Below are 24,254 nucleotides of genomic sequence, written 5' to 3'. Positions count from 1 at the left end.
CATCAGTTCCTTGCGCGGCTCAGGAATTCCTGGGCGTTGGCCAGGAGCTTGTCGGCGATGGCGCCGGAGTCGACCTTGAAGCTGCCGTCGGCGATGGCGGCGCGCACCGCGGCCACCTTCGCCGCGTCGATGCCGTTGCCGGCCGTGGCGGCGGCCTCGAGCGTGCGGGCCGAGGCCGACACGCTGACCGGCGTGCCGCTGGCGTCGCCGGCATCGGCCACCGCGGGCGTGGCGCCGCGGCCGGTCTTCGCGGTCGCGGCCACGCCAGTGGCGGCCGCGACGGCGGGATCTTGCAACGGGTTGATCTTCATGGCGGCTCCTGGCCCCGGGCGGGGGCTTCGTCCCCAGGATTTCGACCGCCGTTCGACGGACTTGAGGACTTTTTCGAAGTTTTTTGCGCCGCGCCGCTCACATCGAGAGGCGCACGGTGCGCGGGTCCTGCACCACGCCGGTGGTGATGCGGCCATTCTCCATGCGGATGCGCACCATCTGGCCGACCACGCCCGGCGTCAGCGCCTGGGCCTCGGTGGCGATCTCGAAGCCCTGGCCCTGGGCCACCACGCGCACCTGGGTGCCGGCGGCGAAGGCCTGGGCCGGCTTCACCATCGACTGGCGCAGCGGCTGGCCGGCCTGCAGCGAGCGCGAGGCGACCTGCCCCACCCACTGGGTGGCCTCGGCCATCACCGGCGAGGGATCGGCGGCCCAGTCGGCCTCGGCCTCGACCGCGTCGGCCGCGCTCAGCACGGTGCCGGGCAGCACGTTGTCGCGCAGCACCCAGGCCGGGCCGAAGGCCTTGATGGTGACCGGCAGGAACACGTTCCAGCGCGCGCCGCCCTCGACGCAGCGCAGGCCGAGCCGGGTGCGGCCCCACAGCCGCAGGCCGGTGGGAATGTAGGGCTCGACGCGGCTGCAGGGCGCCAGGCGCAGCCGGTTGTCGAGCGCGCCGATGGCGACCTCCATGCGCAGCGGCGCGGGATTGGCCGACTGGGCCTGGGCCACGGCGTCGTCGAGCCACTGGCGGGTGCTGGCGGCGAAGGCCTCGCCGGCCTCGGCGCCTTCGGACGGCGCCTGCTGGGCGAAGGCGCTGAAGGCGGTGCCGGCCGCGAGCAGCAGCGCGCCGGCGGCGAGATGGAATGCGGGGATGGCCATGGGCTCCTCCGGGATGTGCAGGGACGGAAATGCGGAACGCGCGCGCCTCGGCCCACCGCGCCGCGACCCGCACTGTAGGCAGACCGGCCCGACCCCAAAGCCGCGATAAGGCCGAAAAAGCCGCCTTTCATCCGCGCTTCCGAAATCGGCGCGGCTCCCACAATTTCCGCACGGGCGCTCACGCCCACCCCCTTCGCGAGGACCTTGGCCCATGCTCGACAAACTGACGAACTCACTGGATTTCCAGGCGAAAGCGCTGGTGCTGCGTGCCGACCGCCAGCGCGACATCGCGAGCAACATCGCCAACGCCGACACGCCCGGCTACGCGGCGCGCGACTTCAGCTTCGCCGACGCGATGCGCGAGGCCACGGGCGGCGGCACGCCGCGCGCCGCTTCCGGTGCCGGCGCCGACGGCCGCACCGATGCGCGCCACATCCCGCTGACCTCGGGCGGCGGAACCGGTGGCACGGGCGCCAGCGGCGGCTACGCGGTCCAGACCCAACCCTCGCTCGACGGCAACAGCGTCGACCTCGACCGCGAGCGCGCGGCCTTCGCCGACAACGCGGTGCGCTACGAGGCCACGCTGCGCTTCATCAACGGCCAGGGCAAGACGCTGCTCGCGGCCATCCAGGGGCAATAAGCCATGTCGATGTTCTCGATCTTCGGCATCTCCGGCAGCGCGGTCAGCGCGCAGTCGCAGCGCCTCAACGTGGTGGCCAGCAACCTGGCCAATGCCGACGCGGTGGCCGGCCCCGACGGCCAGCCCTACAAGGCGCGCCAGGTGGTGTTCCAGACCGTGGCGCTCGACGGCGAGACCGGCGCCGGCGTGCGCGTGGACTCGGTGACCGAGAACCAGACGCCCGGTCGCAAGGTGCACGAGCCCGCCAACCCGATGGCCGACGCCCAGGGCTACGTGACCCATTCGAACGTGAACGCGGTGGAGGAGATGGTCAACATGATCTCGGCCTCGCGCTCCTACCAGAACAACGTCGAGGTGATGAACACGGCCAAGAACCTGCTGCTCAAGACGCTGCAGATCGGCCAGTGACCGCCACCCCTCCGCACACCCCTCTTCCGGACGCCCGCGCATGACCTCCACCGCCGCCACCTCCAACCTCACCGGCACCACCTACGTGCCGAGCTCGAGCGCGGACAGCAAGTCGATCTCCGCCAGCGGCACCGCCGAGGCGCAGGACCGCTTCCTCAAGCTGCTGGTCGCCCAGCTCGCGAACCAGGATCCGATGAATCCGATGGACAACGCGCAGATGACCTCGCAGATCGCGCAGATCAACACGGTCACGGGCATCCAGCAGCTCAACGACACGATGAAGAACATGAACACCCAGATGTCGGCCATGCAGGTGCTGCAGGCCGGCAACCTGGTGGGCCACGGCGTGCTGACCGAGGGCAACCAGCTGGCCTTCGACACCACGGCCAAGACCGCGGTGGGCGCGATCGAGCTGCCGGCCAAGGCCAGCAACGTGAAGATCCAGGTCACCACCGCCGGCGGCCAGGTCATCGACACCGTCTCGCTCGGCGAGCTCGAGGCGGGCCAGCACGGCTTCACGCTCGACTCCTCCACGTACCCGGCCGACACGCCGCTGCAGTTCAAGGTCATCGCCACCAACGGCAGCGAGAAGGTCGATGCCGTGGCGCTGATGCGCGACAAGGTGGTGGCCGTGGGCAGCGACGCCAGCGGCGGCCTCACGCTCACGCTGCTGACCGCGGGCAAGACGCCCTACGCCAACGTGCACGCCGTTCTCTGACAGACACCCCTTCCCATCCAGCACACAGGAGCCACTCCATGAGCTTTCAACAGGCACTCTCGGGTCTCAACGCCGCCAGCCGCAGCCTCGACGTGATCGGCCACAACATCGCCAACGCGGGCACCACCGGCATGAAGTCCTCGCGCGCCGAGTTCGCCGAGATCTACGCCAGCTCGGCCGGCGCCATCGGCGGCACCAACGTGGGCCTGGGCGTGGGCGTGGCCGACGTCTCGCAGCAGTTCTCGCAGGGCTCGCTGTCGATCACCGGCAACGACCTCGACGTGGCGATCAACGGCGGCGGCTTCTTCCAGGTGAAGGCGCCCGACGGCTCCACCGCCTACACCCGCGCCGGCAACTTCAAGCAGGACAAGCAGGGCAACATCATCACCAACAGCGGCGCGCAGGTGATGGGCTATGCCACCGACGCCAACGGCGTGCGCCAGAGCTACGACGCGATCCCGCTGAAGCTGCCCACCGGCGCGCCGATCCCGGCCAAGCAGACCACCAAGATGGCGGCCGAGATCACGCTCGACGCCAGCGCCGTGGTCGCCTCCACCGCCACGCCGCCGACGCCGATCCGCACCTACGGCACCTCGCTGACCGCCTACGACGCGCAGGGCCTCGAGGTGCCGGTCGGCCTGTACTTCCAGAAGACCGCCAACAACAGCTGGAACGTCTACACCAGCGTCAACGGCAGCGACCCCGCGGCCTCGACGCCGTTCCAGCTCAACTTCAACGCCGACGGCAGCCTCAACACCACCACCTCGACGGTGCCTGCGATCACGCTGTCCTCGCCCAACGACCCGACGCGCACCTTCACCGCTTCGCTGGACCTGAGCAAGATGACCCAGGTCAACGCGCGCTTCGCGGTCTCGGACCTGACGCAGGACGGCTACACCGCCGGCCAGCTCACCGGCATCAAGATCGAGGACACCGGCGTCATCACCGCCACCTACTCGAACGGCCAGACCCAGGCCGCGGGCCAGGTCGCGCTGGTGAACTTCCGCAATGCCCAGGGCCTGGCGCCCAGCGGCTCGGGCTACTGGGTCGAGACCGCCGCCTCGGGCCAGCCGGTGCGCGGCGCGCCCGGCGAGGGCACCTTCGGCCAGCTGCGCTCGGGCGCGCTGGAGGAATCGAACGTCGACCTCACGGCCGAGTTGGTCAACATGATGAGCACGCAGCGCGCCTACCAGGCCAATGCGCAGACCATCAAGACGCAGGACCAGGTCATGTCCACGCTGATCAACCTGCGCTGACCGGACGCACCGGAAGCGACGCGCGATGGACCGCCTGATCTACACCGCCATGAGCGGCGCGAGCGCCGCGGCGCAGCGCCAGAGCGTGCTCGCCAACAACCTGGCGAATGCCTCGACCCAGGGCTTTCGCGCCGAGCTCTCGACCTTCCGCGCCGTGCCGCTGCGCGGCGACGGCGCCAGCACGCGCGTGTTCGCGATGGAAGCCACCTCGGGCCACGACGACAAGCCCGGCGCGATCCAGCGCACCGGCCGCGCGCTCGACATGGTGGCGCAGGGCAGGAGCTGGTTCGCGGTGCAGGGCCTCGACGGCACCGAGGCCTACACCCGCGCCGGCGCCTTCCAGGTCTCGCCCGAAGGCACGCTGATGACCAGTTCGGGCCTGCCGCTGCTGTCCGACGGCGGCGCGCCGATCGACGTGCCGCCGGGCTCGGAGCTGTCGGTGGGCAGCGACGGCACGGTCAGCGCCAAGACCGGCGACCAGCCCTCCTCCACCCTGGGCCGCCTCAAGCTGGCCACGCCCACGGCCGACGACCCGCTGCGCCGCGGCGAGGACGGCCTGTTCCGCACCGCCTCGCAGGAGCCGCTGCCCTCGGACGCCACCGCGCGCGTGGAGACCGGCGCGCTCGAGGGCTCGAACGTGAACACGATCGAGACCATGGTCGGGATGATCGCCGCCGCGCGCCAGTTCGACAGCCAGCTGCGCCTGCTGCAGTCCGCGCAGGACTCCGACAAGTCGGCCGCGCAGCTGCTCAACGTCCAGGGCTGATGCCCATCGCAAGAGAAAGACCCTCGCCATGATCAATTCGCTCTGGATCTCCAAGACCGGCATGGAAGCCCAGCAGACCCAGCTGGACGTGATTTCGCACAACCTCGCCAACGTCTCGACCACGGGCTACAAGCGCGCCAACGCGGTGTTCGAGGACCTGATGTACCAGAACCTGCGCCAGGTGGGCGCCAACAGCACCGAGCAGTCGCAGCTGCCCACCGGCCTGCAGCTGGGCCTGGGCGTGCGCACGGTCGCCACCAGCCGCTCGTTCTCGCAGGGCAGCATGCAGCAGACCAACAACCAGTTCGACCTGGCGATCAAGGGCAACGGCTTCTTCCAGGTCACGCAGCCCGACGGCACCATCGGCTACACGCGCGACGGCTCGTTCCAGGTCGACGCGCAGGGCCGGCTGGTCACCTCCTCGGGCCTGCCGGTGGCCAACGGCATCACGGTGCCCGCCACCGCGACCAGCGTCAGCATCTCGAGCGACGGCACGGTCTCGGCCACGCTGTCGGGCAATGCCACGCCGCAGAACATCGGCTCGCTGGCGATCGTCAACTTCATCAATCCGGCCGGCCTCGAGCCGCTGGGCGAGAACCTCTATGCCGAGACCGCCGCCTCGGGCCAGCCCAACGGCGGCACCGCGGGCACCAACGGCCTGGGCACGGTGATGCAGGGCTTCCTCGAGACCTCGAACGTGAACGTGGTGCAGGAGCTGGTCTCGATGATCCAGACGCAGCGCGCCTACGAGATGAACTCCAAGGCCATTCAAACCAGCGACCAGATGCTGCAGAAGCTGGGGCAGCTGTGAGACTTCCACTGATTCGCGCGGTCTTCGCCGCCCTCGCCCTCGTCGTGGCCGGCGGCTGCACCACGCTGGCCAACACGCCGCAGGTCGAGATGCCCTCGACCGCGCCGCCGCCCGTGAGCGCCTCGCCGATGGCGGCCGTGCCGCGCCAGGCCACGGGCAGCCTGTTCCGCACCGCGAGCTACCGACCGCTGTTCGAGGACCGGCGCGCGCGCATGATCGGCGACACGGTGACGATCTCGATCGTCGAGAACGTGAGCGCGAGCCAGAAGTCGACCTCGACCATCGGCAAGACCAGCAGCATCGACACCGGCATCGCGGCCTTGCCCTTCTTCGCCGCCAACTCCTTCGGCCGCGCCAGCGCCAATGCCGAGTCGGCCCACAACTTCGCGGGCAAGGGCGGCACCGAGAGCGCCAACACCTTCCAGGGCTCGATCACGGCGACGGTGATCGACGTGCAGCCCAACGGCCACCTGGTGGTGACCGGCGAGAAGCAGATCGGCGTGAACCAGAACGTGGACGTGCTGCGCTTCTCGGGCACCATCGATCCGCGCTCGATCCAGGCCGGCAGCAACGTGCTGTCGACGCAGGTGGCGAACGTGCGCATCGAGTCGCGCGGCCGCGGCGCGCAGCAGGAATCGCAGGTCATGCCCTGGCTGGGCCGCTTCTTCATGAGCGTGCTGCCGTTCTGAGGATGCACGACGCCATGGCCCTTTCACCGAAGCACCGCCTGCGCCGCCGGCTCGCCGCCTTCTCGTTCGGCGTGACCGGCATGCTGCTGCTCGCGCTCGGCCCCGCGCAAAAGGCGCATGCGCTGCGCATCAAGGAAGTCGCCGCCGTGCAGGGCGTGCGCAGCAACCAGCTCACGGGCTACGGCCTGGTGGTCGGGCTCGACGGCACCGGCGACCAGACCACGCAGATGCCCTACACCACGCAGAGCGTGGCGAACTACCTGCAGCAGTTGGGCATCACGCTGCCCGACAACCGCGCCTCGCAGCTGCAGCTGAAGAACGTGGCGGCGGTGATCGTCACGGCGCAGCTGCCGGCCTTCGCGCAGCCGGGCCAGCAGCTCGACGTCAACGTCTCCTCGATGGGCAATGCCAAGTCGCTCAAGGGCGGCACGCTGGTCGCCACGCCGCTGCGCGGCGCCGACGGCGAGATCTACGCATTGGCGCAGGGCAACATGGTGGTGGGCGGCGCCGGCGCCTCGGCCGCGGGCAGCAAGGTGCAGATCAACCACCTGAGCGCGGGCCGTGTGCCCAACGGCGCGCAGGTGGAACGCAGCGTGCCCTCGCCGCTGCTCGACGGCGACAGCGTGAACCTCGACCTCAACGCGGTCGACTTCCAGACCGCGCGCCGCGTGGCCCAGGCCATCGACCGCAAGCTCGGCACCGGCACCGCGCGCGCCATGGACGGCCGCACGGTGCAGGTGCGCGCGCCCACCGACGCCAATGCGCGCGTGAACTTCATCGCCGAGCTCGAGGAGCTCACGCTCGAGGCCAGCACGCCCGCGGCCAAGGTGGTGATCAATGCGCGCACCGGCTCGATCGTGCTGAACCAGGCCGTGACGCTCGGCCCCTGCGCCATCGCGCACGGCAACCTGTCGGTCACGATCAGCTCGGCGCCGGTGATCAGCCAGCCCGCGCCGCTGTCGGGCGGGCGCACGGTGGTGGCCGAGCAGGCCTCGATCCAGATCAGGCAGGAGCCCGGCACCATGATCCAGGTGCCGGCCGCGCCGCTGCTGGCCGACGTGGTGCGCGCCCTCAACTCGCTGGGCGCCACGCCACAGGACCTGCTCGCGATCCTGCAGGCCATCAAGGCCTCGGGCGCGCTCAACGCGGAACTCGAGGTGATCTGATGTCGATGCAGACCTCGCTGTCCGCGATGTCCATGTCGCCCTCGACCGGCCAGGGGCTGGCGGCCGACGCGCGCTCGCTCGATGCGCTCAAGCTCGCAGCCAATGGCAACGACCCGAAGGCGGTGCGCGAGGCGGCCAAGCAGTTCGAGTCGCTGTTCATGCGCGAGCTGATCAAGAGCATGCGCGAGGCGACCATGAAGTCGGGCCTGCTCGACAGCGACGGCGAGAAGCTCGGCACCGACCTGCTCGACCAGCAGTTCGCGGTGCAGCTCTCGGGCCTGCCCGGCGGCCTCACCGACGCGATCACGCGCCAGCTCACGCAGCAGATGAGCGGCAGCGCCAAGGCCCCGACCATCGCGCTGGGCGCCGAGGCCGCGCGCATCAAGCCGGCCGCCAACCAGCGCAGCTTCGTCGAGCAGCACGACGATGCGGCCGAGCGCGTGTCGCGCGAGACCGGCATTCCCGCCAGCTTCATGATCGGCCAGGCCGGCCACGAGACCGGCTGGGGCCGCAGCGAGATCCGCCACCGCGACGGCAGCCCCTCGCACAACCTGTTCGGCATCAAGGCCGGCGGCAGCTGGACCGGCCCGACCGTGGCCGTGACCACCACCGAATACATCGGCGGCGAGCCGCGCAAGGTGACGGCGCGCTTTCGCGCCTACGACTCCTACGAGGAGTCGTTCCGCGACTACGCGCGCCTGATCGGCAACTCGCCGCGCTACGAGAAGGCGCGCGCCAGCGTGAGCTCGGTCAGCGCCTACGCGAGCGAGCTGCACCGCGCCGGCTACGCCACCGACCCGGCCTACGCGGCCAAGCTCAGCCGCGCAATCCACACCACGCTGAAGATCCAGCGCACCTGAAGCGCACAGGCCAGTCCCCGAGAAAGATCCCGCCATGAGTCTGCTCAACGTCGGCGCCCGCGCCCTGCTCGCGAACCAGGTCGCGCTGTCGACCACCGGCCACAACATCGCCAACGCCAGCACCGTCGGCTACTCGCGCCAGACCGCCGTGATGGGCCAGGTCGCGGGCCAATACACCGGCAGCGGCTACATCGGCAAGGGCGTCGAGGTCACGACCATCGAGCGCGCCCACAACGAGTTCCTGACGCGCCAGGCCGCGGCCGCGCAGTCGGTGCAGGCCATGGACGCCACGCGCGCGGCGCGCCTGTCCTCGCTCGAGGACATCTTCAAAGGCGGCAAGACCGGCCTGGGCGCGGCCGTGTCGGACCTGCTCAACGCCTTCTCCGACATCGCGAGCGCGCCGACCGACGTGACGGCGCGCAACGTGGTGCTCACGCGCGCCGACGAGATGGCCGCGCGCATGCGCGATGCCCAGACCCGGCTCGACGACCTGCAGAAGGGCGTGAACTCGCAGCTCGGCGACGCGGTGCGCAGCATCAACGGCCTGGCCGCGCGGCTGGCCACGCTCAACGAGCAGATCGCGCGCGCCAGCGGCGGCGGCCAGAGCCCGAACGACCTGCTCGACCAGCGCGACCAGCTGCTGCGCGAGCTCAACCAGCAGGTGCAGACCACCACCGTGCAGGCCGACGACGGCTCGCTCAGCGTGTTCGTGGGCAGCCAGGCGCTGGTGCTGGGCAACAAGGCGGCGCAGGTCGCGATGAGCACCGACGACGCCAACCAGAGCAAGCTGACGCTGATGCGCAGCGGCCTCTCGACCACCATCGACGAGGCCACGCTCGGCGGCGGCGCGGTCGCCGGCCTGCTGCGCTTCCAGAATTCGGACCTGGCCGAGGCGCGCGACGGCCTGGGCCGCATGGCGCTCACCCTGACGACCGAGATCAATGCCCAGCACCGGCTCGGCGTGGACCTCGACGGCAAGGCCGGCGGCGATTTCTTCAAGCCGATCGCGATCCCCGATGCCATGGGCGCCGCGAGCAACACCGGCAACGCGGTGATCGGCGCCACGGTGTCCAACACCTCGGCGCTCGCGGCCTCGAGCTACCAGGTCAAGTTCGGCGCGGGCGGCAGCATCGAGGTGCAGCGGCTGTCGGACGGCAAGACCACCAGCTTCGCGGGCCCGATGCCGATCGAGATCGACGGGCTCAAGCTCGACCTGAAGTCGGGCAGCGCGGCCGAGGGCGACAGCTTCGTGCTCAAGCCCTATGCCTCGGCCGCCGGCGACATGGCGACCGTGCTGCGCTCGGCGCGCGGGCTGGCCGCGGGCAGCCCGGTCGAGGCGCGCGTGGGCACCGGCAACACCGGCGGCATGGCGGTCGGCAGCCTGGCCGCGACCTCGGCCAACGCCAACCTCAACCAGCCGGTCACGCTGACCTTCAACGGCGCGGGCGGCTTCGACGTGTCGGGCAACGGCACCGGCAACCCGACCAGCGTGCCCTACGTGGCGGGCCAGCCGATCAGCTACAACGGCTGGACCATCGTGCTGTCGGGCACGCCCAAGGCCGGCGACACGATCACCGTGCAGGCCGCCACCACCGCCTATGGCGGCAGCAACGCCGGCAATGCGCAGGCGCTGCTGGCACTGCGCGACAAGACGGTGTTCGACGGCGCCCCCATGACCGACGGCTATGCCGCGCTGATGGCGCAGGTCGGCGTGCGTTCGCAGAGCGCGCAGTACGCGGCCGAGATCTCGGGCTCGATCGCCACCTCGCTCGAGACCGACCGCACCAGCCAGGCCGGCGTGAACCTCGACGAGGAAGCCGCCAAGCTGCTGCAGTACCAGCAGGCCTACCAGGCCTCGTCCAAGATGATCCAGATCGCGCAGAGCATCTTCGATTCGCTGCTGCAGAACATGAACTGACCCGGGAGACAGGAAGAACCATGACCGCCACCCGCCTCGCCAGTGCCACCACTTACGACAACGCGGTGCGCCAGCTCACCACGCGCCAGTCCCAGCTCTCGAAACTGCAGGAACAGCTCAGCGCCAGCAAGAAGGTGCTGCGCCCGAGCGACGACCCGACCGGCGCGGCGCAGGCCGAGCGCGCCATCACGCGCATGGCGCGCGTCAGCACCGACCAGCGCGCGCTGGAGCTGCAGCGCAACGCGGTCTCGACGGCCGAGTCGACCCTGGGCAGCGCGACCGCGGCCATGGCCGAGTTCCGCACGCTGGTGGTGAACGCCGGCAATGCCACGCTGTCGGCGGCCGACCGCGCCACCATCGCGCAGCGCCTGACCACCCTGCGCGGCCAGCTGCTCGGCTATGCCAATGCGCAGGACAGCAACGGCCAGTCGCTGTTCGGCGGCCTGGGCAGCACCGCCGCGCCCTTCGTCGACAACGGCAGCGGCGTGCGCTTCGACGGCATCGCGGGCCAGGCCGGCGCCGCCAGCGACACCGCCATCCCCTCGATGCTCGACGGCTACGGCACCTGGATGGACGTGCCCACCGGCAACGGCGTGTTCACCGTGAGCCAGGCGGCCGGCACGCGCAACGTCTACAGCGACGCCGGCAAGGTGGTCGATCCCTCGGCGCTGACCGGCCACGGCTACCGCGTCGCGTTCAGCGTCGCCAACGGCGTGACCACCTACGACGTGATCGACACCACCACGCAGGCCACGCTCAAGTCGGGCCAGCCCTACACCGCGGGCCAGGCGATCGAGTTCGCCGGGATCTCGCTCACGGCCAGCGGCGTGCCGGCCGACGGCAATGCTTTGACCGTCGCGCCCAGCGGCAAGACCAGCCTGTTCGGCGTGCTCGACCAGGCGATCGCGGGCGTGAAGGACGGCAGCAACAGCAGCGGCCAACTGGCGCAGAACGTGGCGCAGTCGCTGGTGCAGATCGACGCCGCGAGCGCGCGGCTGTCGGCCTCGCGCGGCCGCGCGGGCGACCTGCTGAACCAGGTCGACAGCATCTCCGACCGCCAGTCCTCGCGCAGCCTGCAGCTCGAGGCCGACCGCTCGCGCGCCGAGGACCTCGACACGATCCAGGCGCTGTCCGACTTCAAGACCCAGCAGACCGCCTACTCCGCGGCCCTCGGCTCCTATGCCGAAATCCAGAAACTCTCGCTGTTCAACTTCATCGGCTGACGCGGCGTGACCGCCCTTTCGTTCTTTCTCTCCTTCTCGTCTTCATGTCTCAATCGGTACTCGGCAGCCTGACCTTCGGCTACCGCCCGTTCTGGAACCGGCCGCGCGCGCTCGCGGGAGTCCAGCTGTTCGTCCACGAGGACCGCCAACGCATCGACGGGCGCCACCTGCTGCGTACGCTGGCCGAGACCTGGAATGCCGATTCGCCGACCCTGCTGCTGTCGATCCAGACGCCCGAGTTCCTGCGCGACATCGCGAGCAATGCCGAGGCGGCCGGGCCGATGCTCGAGATTCCGCTCGGCTGGATGCAGGACGCCGGCCTGCGCCCCGCGGTGCGCGCCGCCGCCCGCCGCGGCGTGCGCATGGTCGCGAGCGGCGTGCCGACCCAGATCCCCGACGCCGAGGCCGCCCCCTGGTTCGAGCGCCGGCTGCTGCGGCTGGCACCGGAAGACGCGATGGACGCGCTGCGCCTGGCGCAGGTGGAGCGCGACACCACGGTGTTCGACCGCGGCATGACGCACCCCGGCGAGAGCAGCCCGGTGCGCCCCGATGCGCTGATCGACGGCGTGGCCAGCCGCGCGCTGGCCGAGCATGCGCTCGACCAGCAGAACGCCTGGGCCGTGGCCGGCTGGCCCAGCGAGGACGTGCTGCACGGCTACGGCGGCCAGCCGCTGCCGCCGACGCGGCGCGCCATCGTGCGCGTGATGAACGCGATCGACGCCGAGGAATCGCTCGAGCGCATCGATCAGCTCGTGAGCCGCGAGGCCGCGCTGGTCTATGCGCTGATGCTCTACCTGAACTCGCCGGGCCTGGGGCTGCCGAACCGCGTGGCCTCGCTGCGCCACGGCTTCATGATGATCGGCTTCCAGCGCCTGAGCACCTGGCTGTCGCAGCAGCTGCCGACCGCCAGCGAGGACGCCAACCTGCGTCCGCTCAACACCTCGATGGCGATGCGCGGCCACCTGGTCGCGCAGCTGATGGACGCCGGCATCGAGGACGACCTCAAGCGCGAGGTCTACCTCTGCGGCCTGTTCTCGCAGCTCGACCTGGTGATGGGCGAGCCGTTGCGCACCAGCTTCGGCCGCATCCCGCTGACCGACCGCATCGTGGCCGCGACCATCGCGCAGAACGGCCCCTATGCGCCCGCGCTGCAGCTCGCGACCGCGCTCGAATCGAGCAACCCGACCGCGCTGCGCAACCTGCGCCGCACCCATGCGGTCGATGCCGAGGAAGTCAACCGCGCGCTGCTGCGGATGATCGCCGCGGGCGGCTTCTAGACCAGCCCTCCTCCATTGGGAGGAGTCCGCTCTTTTTTTGCCTGCCGACCCGCTTTTTTCCTCAAGTCTTCCGCCGCCGCGCCGAAAAAGCGGACATGCGGCCCCACGTGGCCGCGCCCAGGAACCGGAGAACAGCATGTCGAGCATCCCGCACCGACTTTTCATCCACGGCCCCCGGGCCTGAAGGCCATCCGTGTCCAGTTCGGCATCGTCGTTGGCCCTCGATCTCAACGCCCGCCCGCCGGGCTACTGCAGCGCCGCGCGCGCGCTGACCATCAACCGCCTCCAGCAGCCGGCCACCCAGGCCAGCAACGATGCCTCGGCGGTGCTCGACTTCGCCGCCAGCTGCCCCGCCTTCACCATGGCCTTCCAGCCCATCGTCGACGTCGACAAGGGCGAGGTCTACGCGCACGAGGCGCTGGTGCGCGGCATCCATGGCGAAGGCGCCGGCCACATCCTCGGGCTGGTGCATGCGCGCCACCGCGTCGAGTTCGACCGCGCCTGCCGCGCCAAGGCGATCGAGCTCGCGGCCGGGCTGCGCATGGCCTCGCGGCTGAGCCTCAACGTGATGCCCAACGACACCGGGCGCCAGGGCGAATGCTTCCAGAGCGCGGTCGAGACCGCCGAGCGCTTCGGCTTCCCGAAGGAGCGGCTGATCTTCGAGGTGACCGAGTCGGAGCGCGTCGAGGACCTGCCGCACCTGGTGAAGGCTTTCGAGATGCACCAGCAGCACGGCTTCTCCTCGGCCATCGACGACTTCGGCGCCGGCTTCGCGGGCTTCGAGCTGTTCGTCGCGCTCAGGCCGCACATCGTCAAGCTCGACATGGAGCTGATCCGCAACATCCACACCGACGGCGTGCGCCGCGCCGTGGTCAAGGGCTTCGTCTCGACCTGCGGCGAACTCGGCATTCACGTGGTGGCCGAGGGCGTGGAGATCATGGAAGAGGTGGTGGCGCTGCGCGAGCTCGGCATCCGGCTGTTCCAGGGCTACCTGTTCGCGCGGCCGGTGGTCGAGACGCTGCCGGCGGTGAACTGGGAGTGGGAGCAGCGCTTCGACTAGGGCCTGTTAACACTATTCAAGGGGTCGCGAAGCTCGCCAAAGCCCGCCCATCAAGGCGCGCGACGACACGTGTGCGTCCGCACACGCTAGGAGCGCAACGCCGAGGGGCGGGCTTTGGCGAGCTTCCCTCCGGGTTGCCCCGCAAAGGGGCCGTCTGCGGCGTTGCCCGCGCTTGCAAGGCATCAGCCTTGCTGCGCGCGGGCGCCTTGCATCCAGCCCCTTTCAGGGGCAACGCGACCCCTTGAATAGTGTGAACAGGCCCTAGCTCGCGAACCAGTCGCGCGCCGAGCGGCCCTGGTCGGGCCCGAGCATCGAAAAGCCGCCATCGACCGGGATGTCGGCGCCGGTCACGAAACGTGCCGCGTCCGAGCACAGGAACAGCACCACCTGCGCCACGTCGTCGCCGTCGCCCGCGCGGCCCAGCGGATGCAGTGGCGCGGCCATGCGGTCGGCCTTGGCGCGGTCGCCGCCGGCCATGCGCGAGAGCGCGTCCGACCACGTCCAGCCCGGCGACACCGAATTCACGCGGATGCGCCGCGGCGCCAGGGTCGCGGCCTGGTTGCGCGTGAGCTGCAGGATCGCCGCCTTGGCCGCGGGATAGAGCGCGCGATCGGCGGTGCCGAACTTGCCGCCCACGCTGCCCATGTTGACGATGGCGCCGCCCTGCGCGGCCAGCGCCTCGGTCGCCTTGTGCACGAGCAGCGCGCCCGAGACCAGGTTGACGTTCAGCGCGCTCAGCCACTCGGCGCGCTTCGCGCCCATGCCGCCATCGTTGTAGACCACGGCGTTGTTGACCAGGCAGTCGATGCGACCCTCGATGCGCAGCGCATCGGCCACCAGCGCGTCGAGCGCCTCGTCGTTCGCGATGTCGCAGGCGGCGAAGCGGCAGGCCGCGCCGAGTTCGGCCGCCAGCGCCTGGCCGCGCGCCGCGTCGATGTCGACCGCGACCACGCGCGCGCCGGCCTGCGCCAGCGTGCGCACGATGGCGCTGCCCAGCATCGCGGCCGCACCGGTGACGATCGCGACCTTGCCTTGCATGTTCATGAGATGTCCTTCATCGGTTCAGGGGCCCATCTGGGCGAGTGCGTCCTCGACGCCGATCACCTGCGCGAGCATCGACAGATTCTCCAGGCTCGCGGCATGCAGGTGCGGCTGCGCCGTGTTGCAGGCATCGGCCACCACCGCCACGTCGTAGCCCAGGTCGCTCGCATGGCGCGCGCCGTGCTCGACCACGTGGTTGGTCGCGATGCCCGCCACGTAGAGCCGGTCGGCGCCGGTGGCGCGCACCGCCTGCTCGAGCCCGCTGGCCCAGAAGGGGTTGTTGCGCTTGTGCGTGACCACGGCCTCGCCCGGCAGCGGCGCGAGCTCGTCGTAGAACTCCGCGCCCCAGCTGCCCTCCTGCACCGCGCCGCTCTGCGCCACGCGCCGGAACAGCGTGCAGTTGTCGAGGCAGTCGACGTAGCCGGGCGCGAAGGCGATGCGCACGAAGATCACCGGCACGCCGGCGGCGCGCGCGCCCGCGATCAGACGGCCGGCCGAGGCGATCAGGCGCGGGCGCGCCGGATCGTCGGCCGCGACGCCCACGCGCACCTTGCCGTCCGCGTGCAGCACGTCGTTCTGGTAGTGCATCGCGAGCAGCGCGGCCTTCACACGAACACCTGCAGCGCTTCGTGCGCGGCGTCGCAATTGACCAGCTCGACGCGCTTGAGGTGGATGCGCAGCTCGCCCTCGTGGCGGCGCAGCGTGTGCAGCACGCTGCCGCCGAACATGCGCTGCTCGGTCTTGCGCCATTCGAGCAGCACGAAGGTGGAGCGCACGGTGCAGCCGCCGTTCTCACCCTCCTCCCGCGCCTCGATGCCGATGTTGCCCACCACGTGCACGGTGCGCGTGGGCGGCTGCTGCGAATAGGCACGCGCCTGCTCGAGCCGGCGCGCGCGCATCGAGCGCAGCAGCGCGTCCTCGCAGAACAGCGAGGCATGGTTGAGGTGGTCGGCCTGGCCGTGCACCAGCGGCACCCAGTACAGGCCGTCGGGCGTGAACAGGCGCTGCCACTCGTCCCAGCGGTGCTCGTCGAGCAGCCGCGCCTCGTGGTGCAGGAACTGCGTGATCTCCTGCTGTTCGTTCCAGTCGAGGAAGTTCATGCGGCGCTCCCGGTGTCCACGCCCATGTACTTGGCCCAGGTGCCGAACATGTTGCGCGCGGGCATCTCGCTGTTGCCGTTGGAGGCGCGCCCGCCGGGCAGCGGCTGGTCGCGTCCCACGGCGCGGTGCATGCTGACCCAGTCGCCGCCGTCCGAGCCCAGGCCCTCCTGCACCCGGTTGTAGGCCTCGAGGTCGTCGGGCATCACGTTCGACGAGGGCGAGTTGACGATGTTGGTGTATTTCAGCGTGCGCTGGAAGGTGGCCTCGGGTGCGCCCTTGAGCCGGAAGCTGAAGATCTCGACCAGCGTGCGGTCGACCGACAGCGGCCGGATCACGCGGATCTGCTGGAACGAGGTGTGGGGCGAGCAGCTCGGGTAGACGATGGTGTTGTGGCGGTTCACGCGCAGGATCTGGTCGGCGCGCTCGGCGCCCTGCGCCGCCTCGAGCGCGGCCACGTAGGCCAGGCTCACCGGGTCGGTCGGCGGCACGAAGATGCCTTCCATGAAGCCATGGCCGTTGTCGTAGCCCTTGAGCTCGAGCTTCTCCCAGAACTCGAGCGGCTCGCCGTTGCCGTCGACGATCACCACCTCGAAGGGCTTGCGCGTGCCAGCCGGCATGGCCTCGAACTCCTCCTTGGCCGCGCGCCACGACGACTCGTGCGTGGCCACCGCATGGATGGTGTCGTGCAGGTTCTCGAAGAAGATCTTCCAGTTGTTGCGCTGGATCACGCGCTGCACGCCGCCGGCCACCTCGACCTCGCCCTCGGGCGCGCGGTCGCAGAAGTTGTCGAGCGAGGTCGCGACGCCGCCGAGGAACTCCTTGAGCTCGGGCCCTTCCTTCGACAGGCTCGCGAACACGAAGCCGCGGTGCGTGGCGACGCGCGCCACGTTGCGCACGCCGTACTGAGGGTCCTTGAGGTCGAGCCCCGTGTCCTCGTAGCCGCTGCGCAGCGGTACCGACAGCAGGCTGCCGTCGCACTTGAAGGTCCAGCCGTGGTAGAGGCAGCGCAGGAACTTGCCGGCGCTGCCGCTGCCGTCGGGCACGATCTTGGCGCCCTTGTGCGGGCAGCGGTTGAACATCACGTGGATCTGGCCGTCGGTGTGGCGCACCATCACCACGGGCTCGCGGCCGAGCCGGGTGGTGAAGTAGTCGCCGGGCTTGGGCACCTGGCTCTCGTGGCCGACGTAGAGCCAGGCCTGGCCGAACACGCGGTCCATCTCGAGCTCGAAGATCGCGGGGTCGGTGTAGACGCGCTTGTGGACGCGGTCGGGCTGCACGAGGGACTGCAGGTCGATGGTCATGGATGGGTCTCCTGGAATCGTGGGATCAGATGTCGAGCACCAGCTGCGGCGTCCTGGCGCGCGACACGCAGGTGCAGATGGTGCGCCCGTCGGCTTTCTCGCGCGGGCTCAGGTTGTGGTCGCGGTGGTCGGGCACGCCCTCGACCACGTCGACGGCGCATACGCCGCAGTCGCCCTGGCGGCAATCGTAGAGCGGGTCGAGCCCCGCGGCGATCAGCACGTCGAGCAGGCTCCGGCCCGGCGGCACCGTCAGCACGTGGCCCGAGCGCAAGGTGCGCACCTCGAAGGCGGAGTCGCCGGCCTGCGCGAGCGCGCCCGCGAACAGTTCGAAGTGCACGTGGTCGTCGCTCCAGCCCTGGGCGCGCGCGGTGTCGACCACCGCCTGCACCAGGCCGCGCGGGCCGCAGACATGCAGATGGCGCCCGGGCGCCGGCGCGGCCAGCAGCGCGCGCAGGTCGAGGCCGCGCGCGGGATCGCCGCCGTCGTGCACCACGCGGCCGCCGAGCGCTTGCACCTCGTCGAGGTAGGCCGTGGCCTCGGGGCTGCGCGTGGCGTAGTGGAACTCGAAGGAGCGGCCCTCGGCCGCGAGCGCACGCGCCATGCACAGCAGCGGCGTGATGCCGATGCCGCCCGCGATCAGCAGCGGCGCGGCCTCGCCCCGGCGCAGCGCGAAATCGTTGCGCGGCGCCTGCGCGAGCACGCGCGCGCCCTCGGCCAGGCCATGCATCCAGGCCGAGCCGCCCGCGCCGTCGGGCTCGTGCAGCACGGCGATCTCGTAGCGGTCCGGCGCGCCATGGGGTTGCGCCAGCGAGTAGGCGCGCTGGCCGGACTGCCCGTTGGACTGCGTTACCTGCACGCCCAGGTGCGCGCCCGGCGCGAACGCGGGCAGCGCCTCGCCGTTCGCGCTGCGCAGCACGAAGGCCTTGATGGCCGGCGTGAGCGCGCTGACGGAGGCCACCACCAGCTCGAGCATGGAAGGCGCGGTGCTCATCCGAGCGGCAGCGCGGGGTCGGCGATGGTCAGCGCGGTGGACTTGGCCCAGCGCGGCATCAGCGTGTTCGACGGCAGTGTCTCGTCGACCAGCTTGCGCGCCGTCTCCACGCCGGCCACCGGCAGGCCCTTCGGATCGAGCAGGCCGATCTGCGCGAGCACGCTGGCCTGGTCCCAGTAGATGTGCTCGTGGTAGAGCTTGTCGCCGCGGAACTTGACGATGGCCACGAGCGGAATCTCCACCGGCCGGCCCGTGGGCGCGATGCCCGGCAGCATCCAGTCGATCTCGACCGTGTGGGTGAAGCAGAACAGCATCTCGTCGACGATCTGGGTGGCGCCCACGGTGCGCGAGATCGGCGTGAGCCGCGTATCGGGCGGTGTGGTGGGAATGAAGTGGTGCTTGTAGAAGCGCGACAGCTCCTTCGCGCCCACGCCGCCGGTCATGGTGGGGATGTGGTTGACGTAGGGCTCGGCGACCATGGTGCCCATGGTGGCGACCACGTCGCGCGTGGCGAACTCGTACTCGCAGTGCTTGTCCCACAGCGCCGACAGGTCGTAGACCGGTCCGATCGCCTCCTTGAACAGCGCCATGGAACGCTGGTGCGCCATCAGCGTCGAGGGCTTGTCGAAGTGGTCGCCGCCGGTGCGCGCGAAGGCATGGTCGACGCCGGGGTAGACGTACATCTGCGCGCCGGGCCGGCCCGCGAAGGCCTCGAGCACCTGGGCGCGCGCCTCGGGCGGGCAGAACTTGTCGAGCTCGGCGAAGTGCAGCGCGATCGGGCACGCGATCTTCGGCACCAGCTCGAGCGCGCCCTCGATGCCGACGCCGTAGTAGCCGACCGCCGCGTCCACGCCCGAATGCGCGGCCGCGAGGTAGGCCAGCTTGCCGCCGAGGCAGAAGCCCAGCGCGCCGACCTTGCCGGTGCAGGCCGGGTGCGCGCGCAGCGCCTGCACGCTCGCGGTCACGTCGGCGATGCCGGCCTCGATGTCGAACTGCTGGAAGAAGCCGAAGGCGCGCTGCCAGTCCTCGGGCGAGTAGCCGAGCTCGACGCCGGGCTCCATGCGCCAGAACAGGTCGGGCGCGAGCACCACGTAGCCCTCCTCGGCATAGAGGTCGGCCACCTCGCGCACGTAGTCGTTGATGCCGAAGATCTCCTGGCACAGCACGATGCCGGGGCCGCGGCCCGAGGCCGGCAGGGCCAGGTAGCCGCGGAAGCTCTGCGCGCCGTCGCCGGCCGGGATGTCGATGTAGTGGCTCATCGGGGGTGTCTCTTTCGAAGGGGTGGATCGTCGTGGCGGCGATTCTGGCGAGCGCCCGCGCCGGCTGTCTGTCCATTTCCGGCAGCCGGCGGCGCTGCAGGAAATGGATAGCCGCGCCGAGGGGCGCTGCCCAGACTCCGGCTTGCGTACATTTCCCTGACGCTTCTTTTCCATCCAGCCTTGCCACCCACGTTCGGCGGACCACCGCCAGAGGAGTTCCTTCATGCCGTACAGACGCCAGCGCACGACCACCGCCGCCGTGCCCTCGGTCATCGCCCTCGCCGCCTTCGCCGCGGTGCTCGCCGTGTCGCCGCAGGTGCGCGCGCAGACCGTCAAGGTCGGCCTCGCGATGGACCTGTCGGGCCCCTTCGCCGTCGGCGGCGCCGAGTCGAAGGCCGGCTTCGCGGTCGCGATCAAGCAGCTGGGCGGCAAGCTCGGCGGCGTGCCGGTCGAGTTCGTCGAGGCCGACACCGCGGGCAACCCCGAGACCGCGCGCCAGGTGGTCGAGCGCATGCTGATGCGCGACAAGATCGACCTGTTCACCGGGCCGGTCGGCTCCTCGGTGGCGCTGGCCGTGGCACCGCCGCTGTTCGCGGCCAAGGTGCCCTATCTGTCGAGCAACACCGGGCCGAGCGACCTCTCGGGCGCGCGCTGCAATCCCTACTTCTTCGGCGCCTCGTACCCCAACGATGCGTACCACGAGGCGGCCGGCAAGTTCGCGGGCGACAAGGGCTTCAAGAAGGTGGCGCTGATCGCCCCCAGCTACCCGGGCGGCAAGGACGCCATCACCGGCTTCAAGCGCACCTACAAGGGCGGCACGGGCGACGAGCTCTACACCAAGCTGGGCCAGCTCGACTACTCGGCCGAGCTCGCGCAGATCCGCGCCTCGAAGCCCGACGCGCTCTACTTCTTCCTGCCGGGCGCGATGGGCGTGGCCTTCATCAAGCAGTTCGTGGGCGCGGGCCTGTCGAAGGACGTGGCGCTGATCTCCACCGCCTTCTCGGCCGACGAGGACATGATCCCCGCGGTCGGCGAGCCGATGCTCGGGCTGTTCAACACCGCGCACTGGTCCTTCGACCTCGACAACCCGGCCAACCAGCGCTTCGTGGCCGCGTTCCGGCAACAGAACAACGGCCGCAATCCCTCGTTCTACGCGGGCCAGGCCTACGACGTGCTGATGGCGATGGACGCGGCGGTGCGCGACGTCGGCGGCAAGGTGGCCGACAAGCCCGCGCTGCTGAAGGCGATCAAGGCCGCCAACTACAAGTCGGTGCGCGGCGACTTCCGCTATGGCGCCAACAACTTCCCGGTGCAGAACTACTACCTGCGCGTGATCGCCAAGGACGGCAGCGGCCGCATCGCCAACAAGGTGATCGGCACCGTGCTGACGAACTACCAGGACACGACCGCGGCGCAGTGCGCGATGAAGTCGTCCTGATCCCGTGCCTCAATGCCGCGCGGTCTCGCGCGGCAGGTGGCCGAAGCGCTCGCGGTAGCAGGCCGCGAAGCGGCTCAGGTGCGAGAAGCCGCAGTTGAGCGCCACCTCGGTCACGCTGGCGCCGTCGTGGCGCGCGAGCTGCGCATGCGCGGCGTCGAGCCGCATGTTGCGCAGCACCTCGCCGGGCGAGAGCTCGCGGTAGCGCCGGAACAGCAGCGCCAGCCCGCGCCGCGTGAGGCCGGCGGCGCGCGCCACCTCCTCGAGCGACAGCGGCGTGTCGAGCCGCTCCTGCATGAACTCCTCGGCGCGCCGCATCTGGCGCAGGCTCGCGGCCTCCGAGCCGTGCCGCGCCTCGTCATGCCGCTCGCGCACCGAGTTCGGCCGGTGGCACAGCAGGTAGAGCATCAGGTTGTCCTCGCAATGCGAGAGCCAGCGCGCGTCGTAGCCGGCATCGCCCGCCGCGGGCAGCAGCGAGGCGAGGCTGGCCACCATGCGGCGCCATTGCGTGCCCGCCGTGTCGTCGAGCCGGAACGGCATCTCGAAGTCGATCTCGCCCACCGCATCGGCGCCGCGCAGCGGGAAGGCATGGCGCGCCACCTCCTGCAGCCGGCTCAGCTCGATCTTGAGCATCAGCTGTTCGCAGTCGGCATGCCAGCGCAGCCGCACCGGTTTGTGGGCCGAGATCACCGCGCCCTGCCCCGGATGGATCTGCAGGCTGCCGCCCGCGTGATGGATGTCGGCGTGGCCGCGCAGCGGCATCTGCACCAGCACGAAGTTGCCGAGCGCATCGGGCTCGATGTCCACGTCGCAGCCATAGCGCAGGATGCACAGCGAGAGTGCGCTCAGCTCGGCGCGGCAGAAGATCGCATCGACGTCACCGCGATGCCAGACGCTGCGGTGCGGCTTCAGCTCGCAGGCGATGCGCGCATGGGTTTCGTCAGCCGCGCGGGAACGGAAGACCTCGCGCCCGTACAGCGGCGAGAGTTGCTGGCTCGACCATGCTTCCACGGACACTCCTGCGATTTCAAGGTGGGGAACCGAACGCTTGTTGCGTCTTGTGCGGCGGCGAATCTACGTGCAAACGCCGCGGGCCGCCATGGCGGTTGCCCTGAGGCGATGCACACGGAGGTATTCGCGCAGCAAGAAACCTGCCCGCGAGGCCTGAAGCGCAAAGCAGCGGACGTTGCGATTGCTTGCATGTCGCGCGGCCGTTCTGGCCGAGGGCGTGGCTATCATCCGCGCCCTTCGGGAGAGAAAAGACGCCCATGAGCGAACGAGAAAGAGGGAGGGTGGCGCATGCGCGCCTGCTGCTGCCGGGCCTGTGCTGCGCCCTGCTCGCGGCCTGCGGTCCGAGCGACCGCACTGCGACGGCGCCTTCGAACGCAGCTCCCCCGGCCCTGGCCCGCCCCACCCTCGACAGGCTGCAGGCCACCACCCGCGGCGCCTACGGCACGGCCTACTACCGGCTGGTCGCCGACAACCGCAGCGTGGCCGCGAAGTACCGCAGCTACCTGCGCATGAACGTGCCCGGCACGGCGCCGAACGCGAGCGCCTTCCATGGCAACCCCTCCGAGCTGCATCCCATCCTCTCGGACCTCGAGGCCGCGCGCATCGACGGCTCGGGCGACGCGGCACTCGACGCCGCCGTGGACGGCGTGCTGGCGGCCGGCGACAGGCTGGTCGACGTGTGGACGCCGCTCGACGCCTACTACGCGTCCAAGGGCTTCCTCGAGGACCACTGGGCCCGGGCCCGCGCTGCCGACGACGACATGCGCCGCGCCTTCATCGGCCTGCTCGAACGCATCGACACGCTCGGCACCGAGCTCGACCGCGTGCAGGATGCGCTGCATGCCCAGCGCTCACCCCGGCTCAAGGAGATCGTCGAATGAGGAAATCGACCGCCATCGCGGTGCTCGCCGCGCTGCTGCAGGCCACCGTGCCGGTGGCGGCCCAGGCCCCGGCCGACGCGGCCACGCCGAAGCAGCAGGAGCAACAGCCCTCGTATGACCTGCGGATCTCGACCGAGAAGCTGGCGTTCCGGGTGTACGTCAACGACCTGCTGATCCAGGCCTTCCCGACCCGGCGGATCGGCTCGATGAGCATGCCGCTCAACCCCGCGATCCTGCGCAGCGGCCCGCAGAAGCTCACGATCCGCCTGCTGCCCGCGGCCGGGCAGGACCGGCTGCCCGACACGGACGACCTCAAGGTGGAGCTGGTCGTACGCAGCAAGACAGCGCCGCCGCGCAACACCATGCTCTATGAACTGCCCCCGCTGCGCGACGGCAGGCAGGCGCAGTTCACCGACCCGCGGGGCTTCAGCCAGACCGTGCAGTTCGAGGCCCAGGTGCCCTACAGGCTGGCCGGCTGGGAACGCAGCGTGCCGCTCGATGCCAACGATCCCAAGCTCGAGGCCGAGGTGGTCGAGGCCTATCGCCGGCTGATCGACGACATCGGGAACAGGAAGGGCGAGGCCTTCATGGGCGCGCTGGCCAAGGCCCAGCGGCTGCTCTACCCGACCATCTACCTGTCGGCCAGGGAGGCGCGCGAGCGGGATGCCGAATGGGTGAGCTTCATCGACAAGGGCACCGGAACCGTCGTGCCGCTCGAGCACCACGCGCTCGAGATCCGCGGCGACGGCAAGCTGGTGCGGCTCAGGCGCACCGACCCGGCCAGCGTCGACGAAGGCGTGGTGCGCATCGCGTACAAGCGGGGGCCGCAGCCCCGGACCATCGTCTACGACATCTACCTGCACCGGCCCGCGCCCGGCGCGAAGCTCGAGCCGATCTGGTACTTCATGACCGACTTCAACTGACGAGACGAGCCCTGAAGGCCGGCCGCTGCCGACGCCAGAGCGCCCACGGCAATCGGTAGCAATTAATTGAGAACCAAGGTACTATTTCCTGGCTTCGCAGGCCTCTCGCGCCTACGCTTGCCTCCCATGCACTCAGCCCACATCTCCGTCGACCTCCAGGATGGCTGGAATGGTTCGTTCTTCTGCAGGGAGACGGTGCGCGGCAGCTATTCGGGCGTGGCCCGGATCACCTGGCACGGCATCCCCAAGGGCGACCTCGTCGTGATGCGCCAACCTTCGCTGGAAGCGGCCGTCGAACGCGTGCGGCTGCGCGGTGGCCAGTTCATCAAGGCACGCACCCAGCCCTGAGCCCGCCCCTCTCGTTCGCGCGC

26 protein-coding genes are annotated in these 24,254 nt (G+C 70.3%); 17 read left to right on the top strand and 9 right to left on the bottom strand.

Annotated elements, in window-relative coordinates; genetic code table 11:
- Window positions 1–2 precede the first annotated feature (2 nt).
- Entirely contained in the window at window positions 3–311 is a 309-nt protein-coding gene (gene flgM / locus R0232_RS17135; RefSeq protein WP_431512838.1) for a flagellar biosynthesis anti-sigma factor FlgM, read from the bottom strand.
- 97 nt (window positions 312–408) lie between these two features.
- The gene (gene flgA / locus R0232_RS17130; protein WP_093341648.1) at window positions 409–1,149 is read right to left on the bottom strand and encodes a flagellar basal body P-ring formation chaperone FlgA; all 741 of its coding nucleotides are present in this window, start codon (window positions 1,147–1,149) and stop codon (window positions 409–411) included.
- Window positions 1,150–1,360: 211 nt separating this feature from the next.
- Here flgA and flgB point away from each other — a divergent pair, with 211 nt between their 5' ends.
- The 13 genes from flgB to R0232_RS17065 all read left to right on the top strand — a co-directional run bounded on the left by flgB (window position 1,361) and on the right by R0232_RS17065 (window position 13,941).
- Window positions 1,361–1,789 (top strand): flagellar basal body rod protein FlgB, encoded by a 429-nt coding sequence (gene flgB, locus R0232_RS17125; protein WP_296787762.1) that lies wholly within the window; start codon window positions 1,361–1,363, stop codon window positions 1,787–1,789.
- Window positions 1,790–1,792: 3 nt separating this feature from the next.
- Complete coding sequence (gene flgC, locus R0232_RS17120) at window positions 1,793–2,197, top strand: flagellar basal body rod protein FlgC (RefSeq protein WP_057595352.1); 405 nt, start codon at window positions 1,793–1,795, stop codon at window positions 2,195–2,197.
- Window positions 2,198–2,237: 40 nt separating this feature from the next.
- Window positions 2,238–2,915: a flagellar hook assembly protein FlgD gene (locus tag R0232_RS17115; protein WP_093341644.1), complete on the top strand. Its 678-nt coding sequence runs from the start codon at window positions 2,238–2,240 to the stop codon at window positions 2,913–2,915.
- A 38-nt stretch (window positions 2,916–2,953) separates the two neighbouring features.
- A complete protein-coding gene (gene flgE / locus R0232_RS17110; protein ID WP_208508974.1) occupies window positions 2,954–4,171 on the top strand; it encodes a flagellar hook protein FlgE in 1,218 nt (405 codons plus the stop codon).
- Window positions 4,172–4,196: 25 nt separating this feature from the next.
- The gene (gene flgF, locus R0232_RS17105; RefSeq protein ID WP_431512837.1) at window positions 4,197–4,937 is read left to right on the top strand and encodes a flagellar basal-body rod protein FlgF; all 741 of its coding nucleotides are present in this window, start codon (window positions 4,197–4,199) and stop codon (window positions 4,935–4,937) included.
- A 28-nt stretch (window positions 4,938–4,965) separates the two neighbouring features.
- Window positions 4,966–5,748 carry a flagellar basal-body rod protein FlgG gene (gene flgG / locus R0232_RS17100; RefSeq protein ID WP_057595348.1) on the top strand — a complete coding sequence of 261 codons (783 nt, stop codon included), beginning with the start codon at window positions 4,966–4,968 and terminating at the stop codon, window positions 5,746–5,748.
- Entirely contained in the window at window positions 5,745–6,437 is a 693-nt protein-coding gene (locus R0232_RS17095; protein WP_431512836.1) for a flagellar basal body L-ring protein FlgH, read from the top strand. The genes flgG and R0232_RS17095 overlap by 4 nt, the downstream gene beginning before the upstream one ends.
- Window positions 6,438–6,451: 14 nt before the next feature.
- On the top strand, window positions 6,452–7,603 hold the full coding sequence (locus R0232_RS17090; protein WP_431512835.1) for a flagellar basal body P-ring protein FlgI: 1,152 nt from the start codon (window positions 6,452–6,454) through the stop codon (window positions 7,601–7,603).
- A gap of 5 nt (window positions 7,604–7,608) precedes the next feature.
- Window positions 7,609–8,463: a flagellar assembly peptidoglycan hydrolase FlgJ gene (flgJ, locus tag R0232_RS17085; protein ID WP_398499012.1), complete on the top strand. Its 855-nt coding sequence runs from the start codon at window positions 7,609–7,611 to the stop codon at window positions 8,461–8,463.
- 34 nt (window positions 8,464–8,497) lie between these two features.
- The gene (flgK, locus tag R0232_RS17080; protein ID WP_093341639.1) at window positions 8,498–10,381 is read left to right on the top strand and encodes a flagellar hook-associated protein FlgK; all 1,884 of its coding nucleotides are present in this window, start codon (window positions 8,498–8,500) and stop codon (window positions 10,379–10,381) included.
- A 20-nt stretch (window positions 10,382–10,401) separates the two neighbouring features.
- Entirely contained in the window at window positions 10,402–11,604 is a 1,203-nt protein-coding gene (gene flgL, locus R0232_RS17075; RefSeq protein WP_093341638.1) for a flagellar hook-associated protein FlgL, read from the top strand.
- Window positions 11,605–11,648: 44 nt separating this feature from the next.
- Complete coding sequence (locus R0232_RS17070; RefSeq protein ID WP_296787752.1) at window positions 11,649–12,881, top strand: HDOD domain-containing protein; 1,233 nt, start codon at window positions 11,649–11,651, stop codon at window positions 12,879–12,881.
- A 193-nt stretch (window positions 12,882–13,074) separates the two neighbouring features.
- Window positions 13,075–13,941 (top strand): EAL domain-containing protein, encoded by an 867-nt coding sequence (locus R0232_RS17065; protein WP_256222405.1) that lies wholly within the window; start codon window positions 13,075–13,077, stop codon window positions 13,939–13,941.
- Between the two features lie 261 nt (window positions 13,942–14,202).
- Here R0232_RS17065 and R0232_RS17060 read toward each other — a convergent pair whose 3' ends face one another.
- From R0232_RS17060 to R0232_RS17035, 6 genes are read right to left on the bottom strand one after another with little or no spacing between them, the layout of a single operon-like run.
- A complete protein-coding gene (locus R0232_RS17060; protein WP_093341635.1) occupies window positions 14,203–14,985 on the bottom strand; it encodes an SDR family oxidoreductase in 783 nt (260 codons plus the stop codon).
- 18 nt (window positions 14,986–15,003) lie between these two features.
- Window positions 15,004–15,591: a cysteine hydrolase family protein gene (locus tag R0232_RS17055; RefSeq protein WP_057595342.1), complete on the bottom strand. Its 588-nt coding sequence runs from the start codon at window positions 15,589–15,591 to the stop codon at window positions 15,004–15,006.
- Complete coding sequence (locus R0232_RS17050) at window positions 15,588–16,082, bottom strand: aromatic-ring-hydroxylating dioxygenase subunit beta (protein WP_208508978.1); 495 nt, start codon at window positions 16,080–16,082, stop codon at window positions 15,588–15,590. Before R0232_RS17050 ends, R0232_RS17055 begins: the two co-directional genes overlap by 4 nt.
- Window positions 16,079–17,383 (bottom strand): aromatic ring-hydroxylating dioxygenase subunit alpha, encoded by a 1,305-nt coding sequence (locus tag R0232_RS17045; RefSeq protein ID WP_431512834.1) that lies wholly within the window; start codon window positions 17,381–17,383, stop codon window positions 16,079–16,081. Before R0232_RS17045 ends, R0232_RS17050 begins: the two co-directional genes overlap by 4 nt.
- Before the next feature lie 25 nt (window positions 17,384–17,408).
- On the bottom strand, window positions 17,409–18,374 hold the full coding sequence (locus R0232_RS17040; RefSeq protein ID WP_431512833.1) for a PDR/VanB family oxidoreductase: 966 nt from the start codon (window positions 18,372–18,374) through the stop codon (window positions 17,409–17,411).
- Entirely contained in the window at window positions 18,371–19,633 is a 1,263-nt protein-coding gene (locus R0232_RS17035; RefSeq protein ID WP_093341627.1) for a dienelactone hydrolase family protein, read from the bottom strand. The genes R0232_RS17040 and R0232_RS17035 overlap by 4 nt, the downstream gene beginning before the upstream one ends.
- 223 nt (window positions 19,634–19,856) lie before the next feature.
- On the opposite strand from R0232_RS17035, the gene R0232_RS17030 reads away from it, so the two are divergent.
- Window positions 19,857–21,071, top strand: coding sequence for an ABC transporter substrate-binding protein (locus R0232_RS17030; RefSeq protein ID WP_256222403.1), 1,215 nt, complete (start codon window positions 19,857–19,859; stop codon window positions 21,069–21,071).
- Window positions 21,072–21,080: 9 nt separating this feature from the next.
- On the opposite strand, the gene R0232_RS17025 is transcribed toward R0232_RS17030, so the two are convergent.
- Window positions 21,081–22,079 (bottom strand): AraC family transcriptional regulator, encoded by a 999-nt coding sequence (locus R0232_RS17025; RefSeq protein WP_431512832.1) that lies wholly within the window; start codon window positions 22,077–22,079, stop codon window positions 21,081–21,083.
- Window positions 22,080–22,336: 257 nt separating this feature from the next.
- Here R0232_RS17025 and R0232_RS17020 point away from each other — a divergent pair, with 257 nt between their 5' ends.
- The 3 genes from R0232_RS17020 (at window position 22,337) to R0232_RS17010 (ending at window position 24,231) form a co-directional block, all read left to right on the top strand.
- The gene (locus R0232_RS17020) at window positions 22,337–22,960 is read left to right on the top strand and encodes a hypothetical protein (RefSeq protein ID WP_431512831.1); all 624 of its coding nucleotides are present in this window, start codon (window positions 22,337–22,339) and stop codon (window positions 22,958–22,960) included.
- Complete coding sequence (locus tag R0232_RS17015) at window positions 22,957–23,883, top strand: hypothetical protein (RefSeq protein ID WP_431512830.1); 927 nt, start codon at window positions 22,957–22,959, stop codon at window positions 23,881–23,883. Before R0232_RS17020 ends, R0232_RS17015 begins: the two co-directional genes overlap by 4 nt.
- 126 nt (window positions 23,884–24,009) lie before the next feature.
- The gene (locus tag R0232_RS17010) at window positions 24,010–24,231 is read left to right on the top strand and encodes a hypothetical protein (protein ID WP_093341623.1); all 222 of its coding nucleotides are present in this window, start codon (window positions 24,010–24,012) and stop codon (window positions 24,229–24,231) included.
- The last annotated feature ends 23 nt before the right edge of the window (window positions 24,232–24,254 follow it).

Source organism: Variovorax sp. DAIF25, assembly GCF_050711835.1.
Lineage (GTDB): Bacteria > Pseudomonadota > Gammaproteobacteria > Burkholderiales > Burkholderiaceae_C > Variovorax.
The sequence above is the reverse complement of the archived record's forward strand: the minus strand, read 5'-3'. Positions and strand labels throughout refer to the sequence as shown.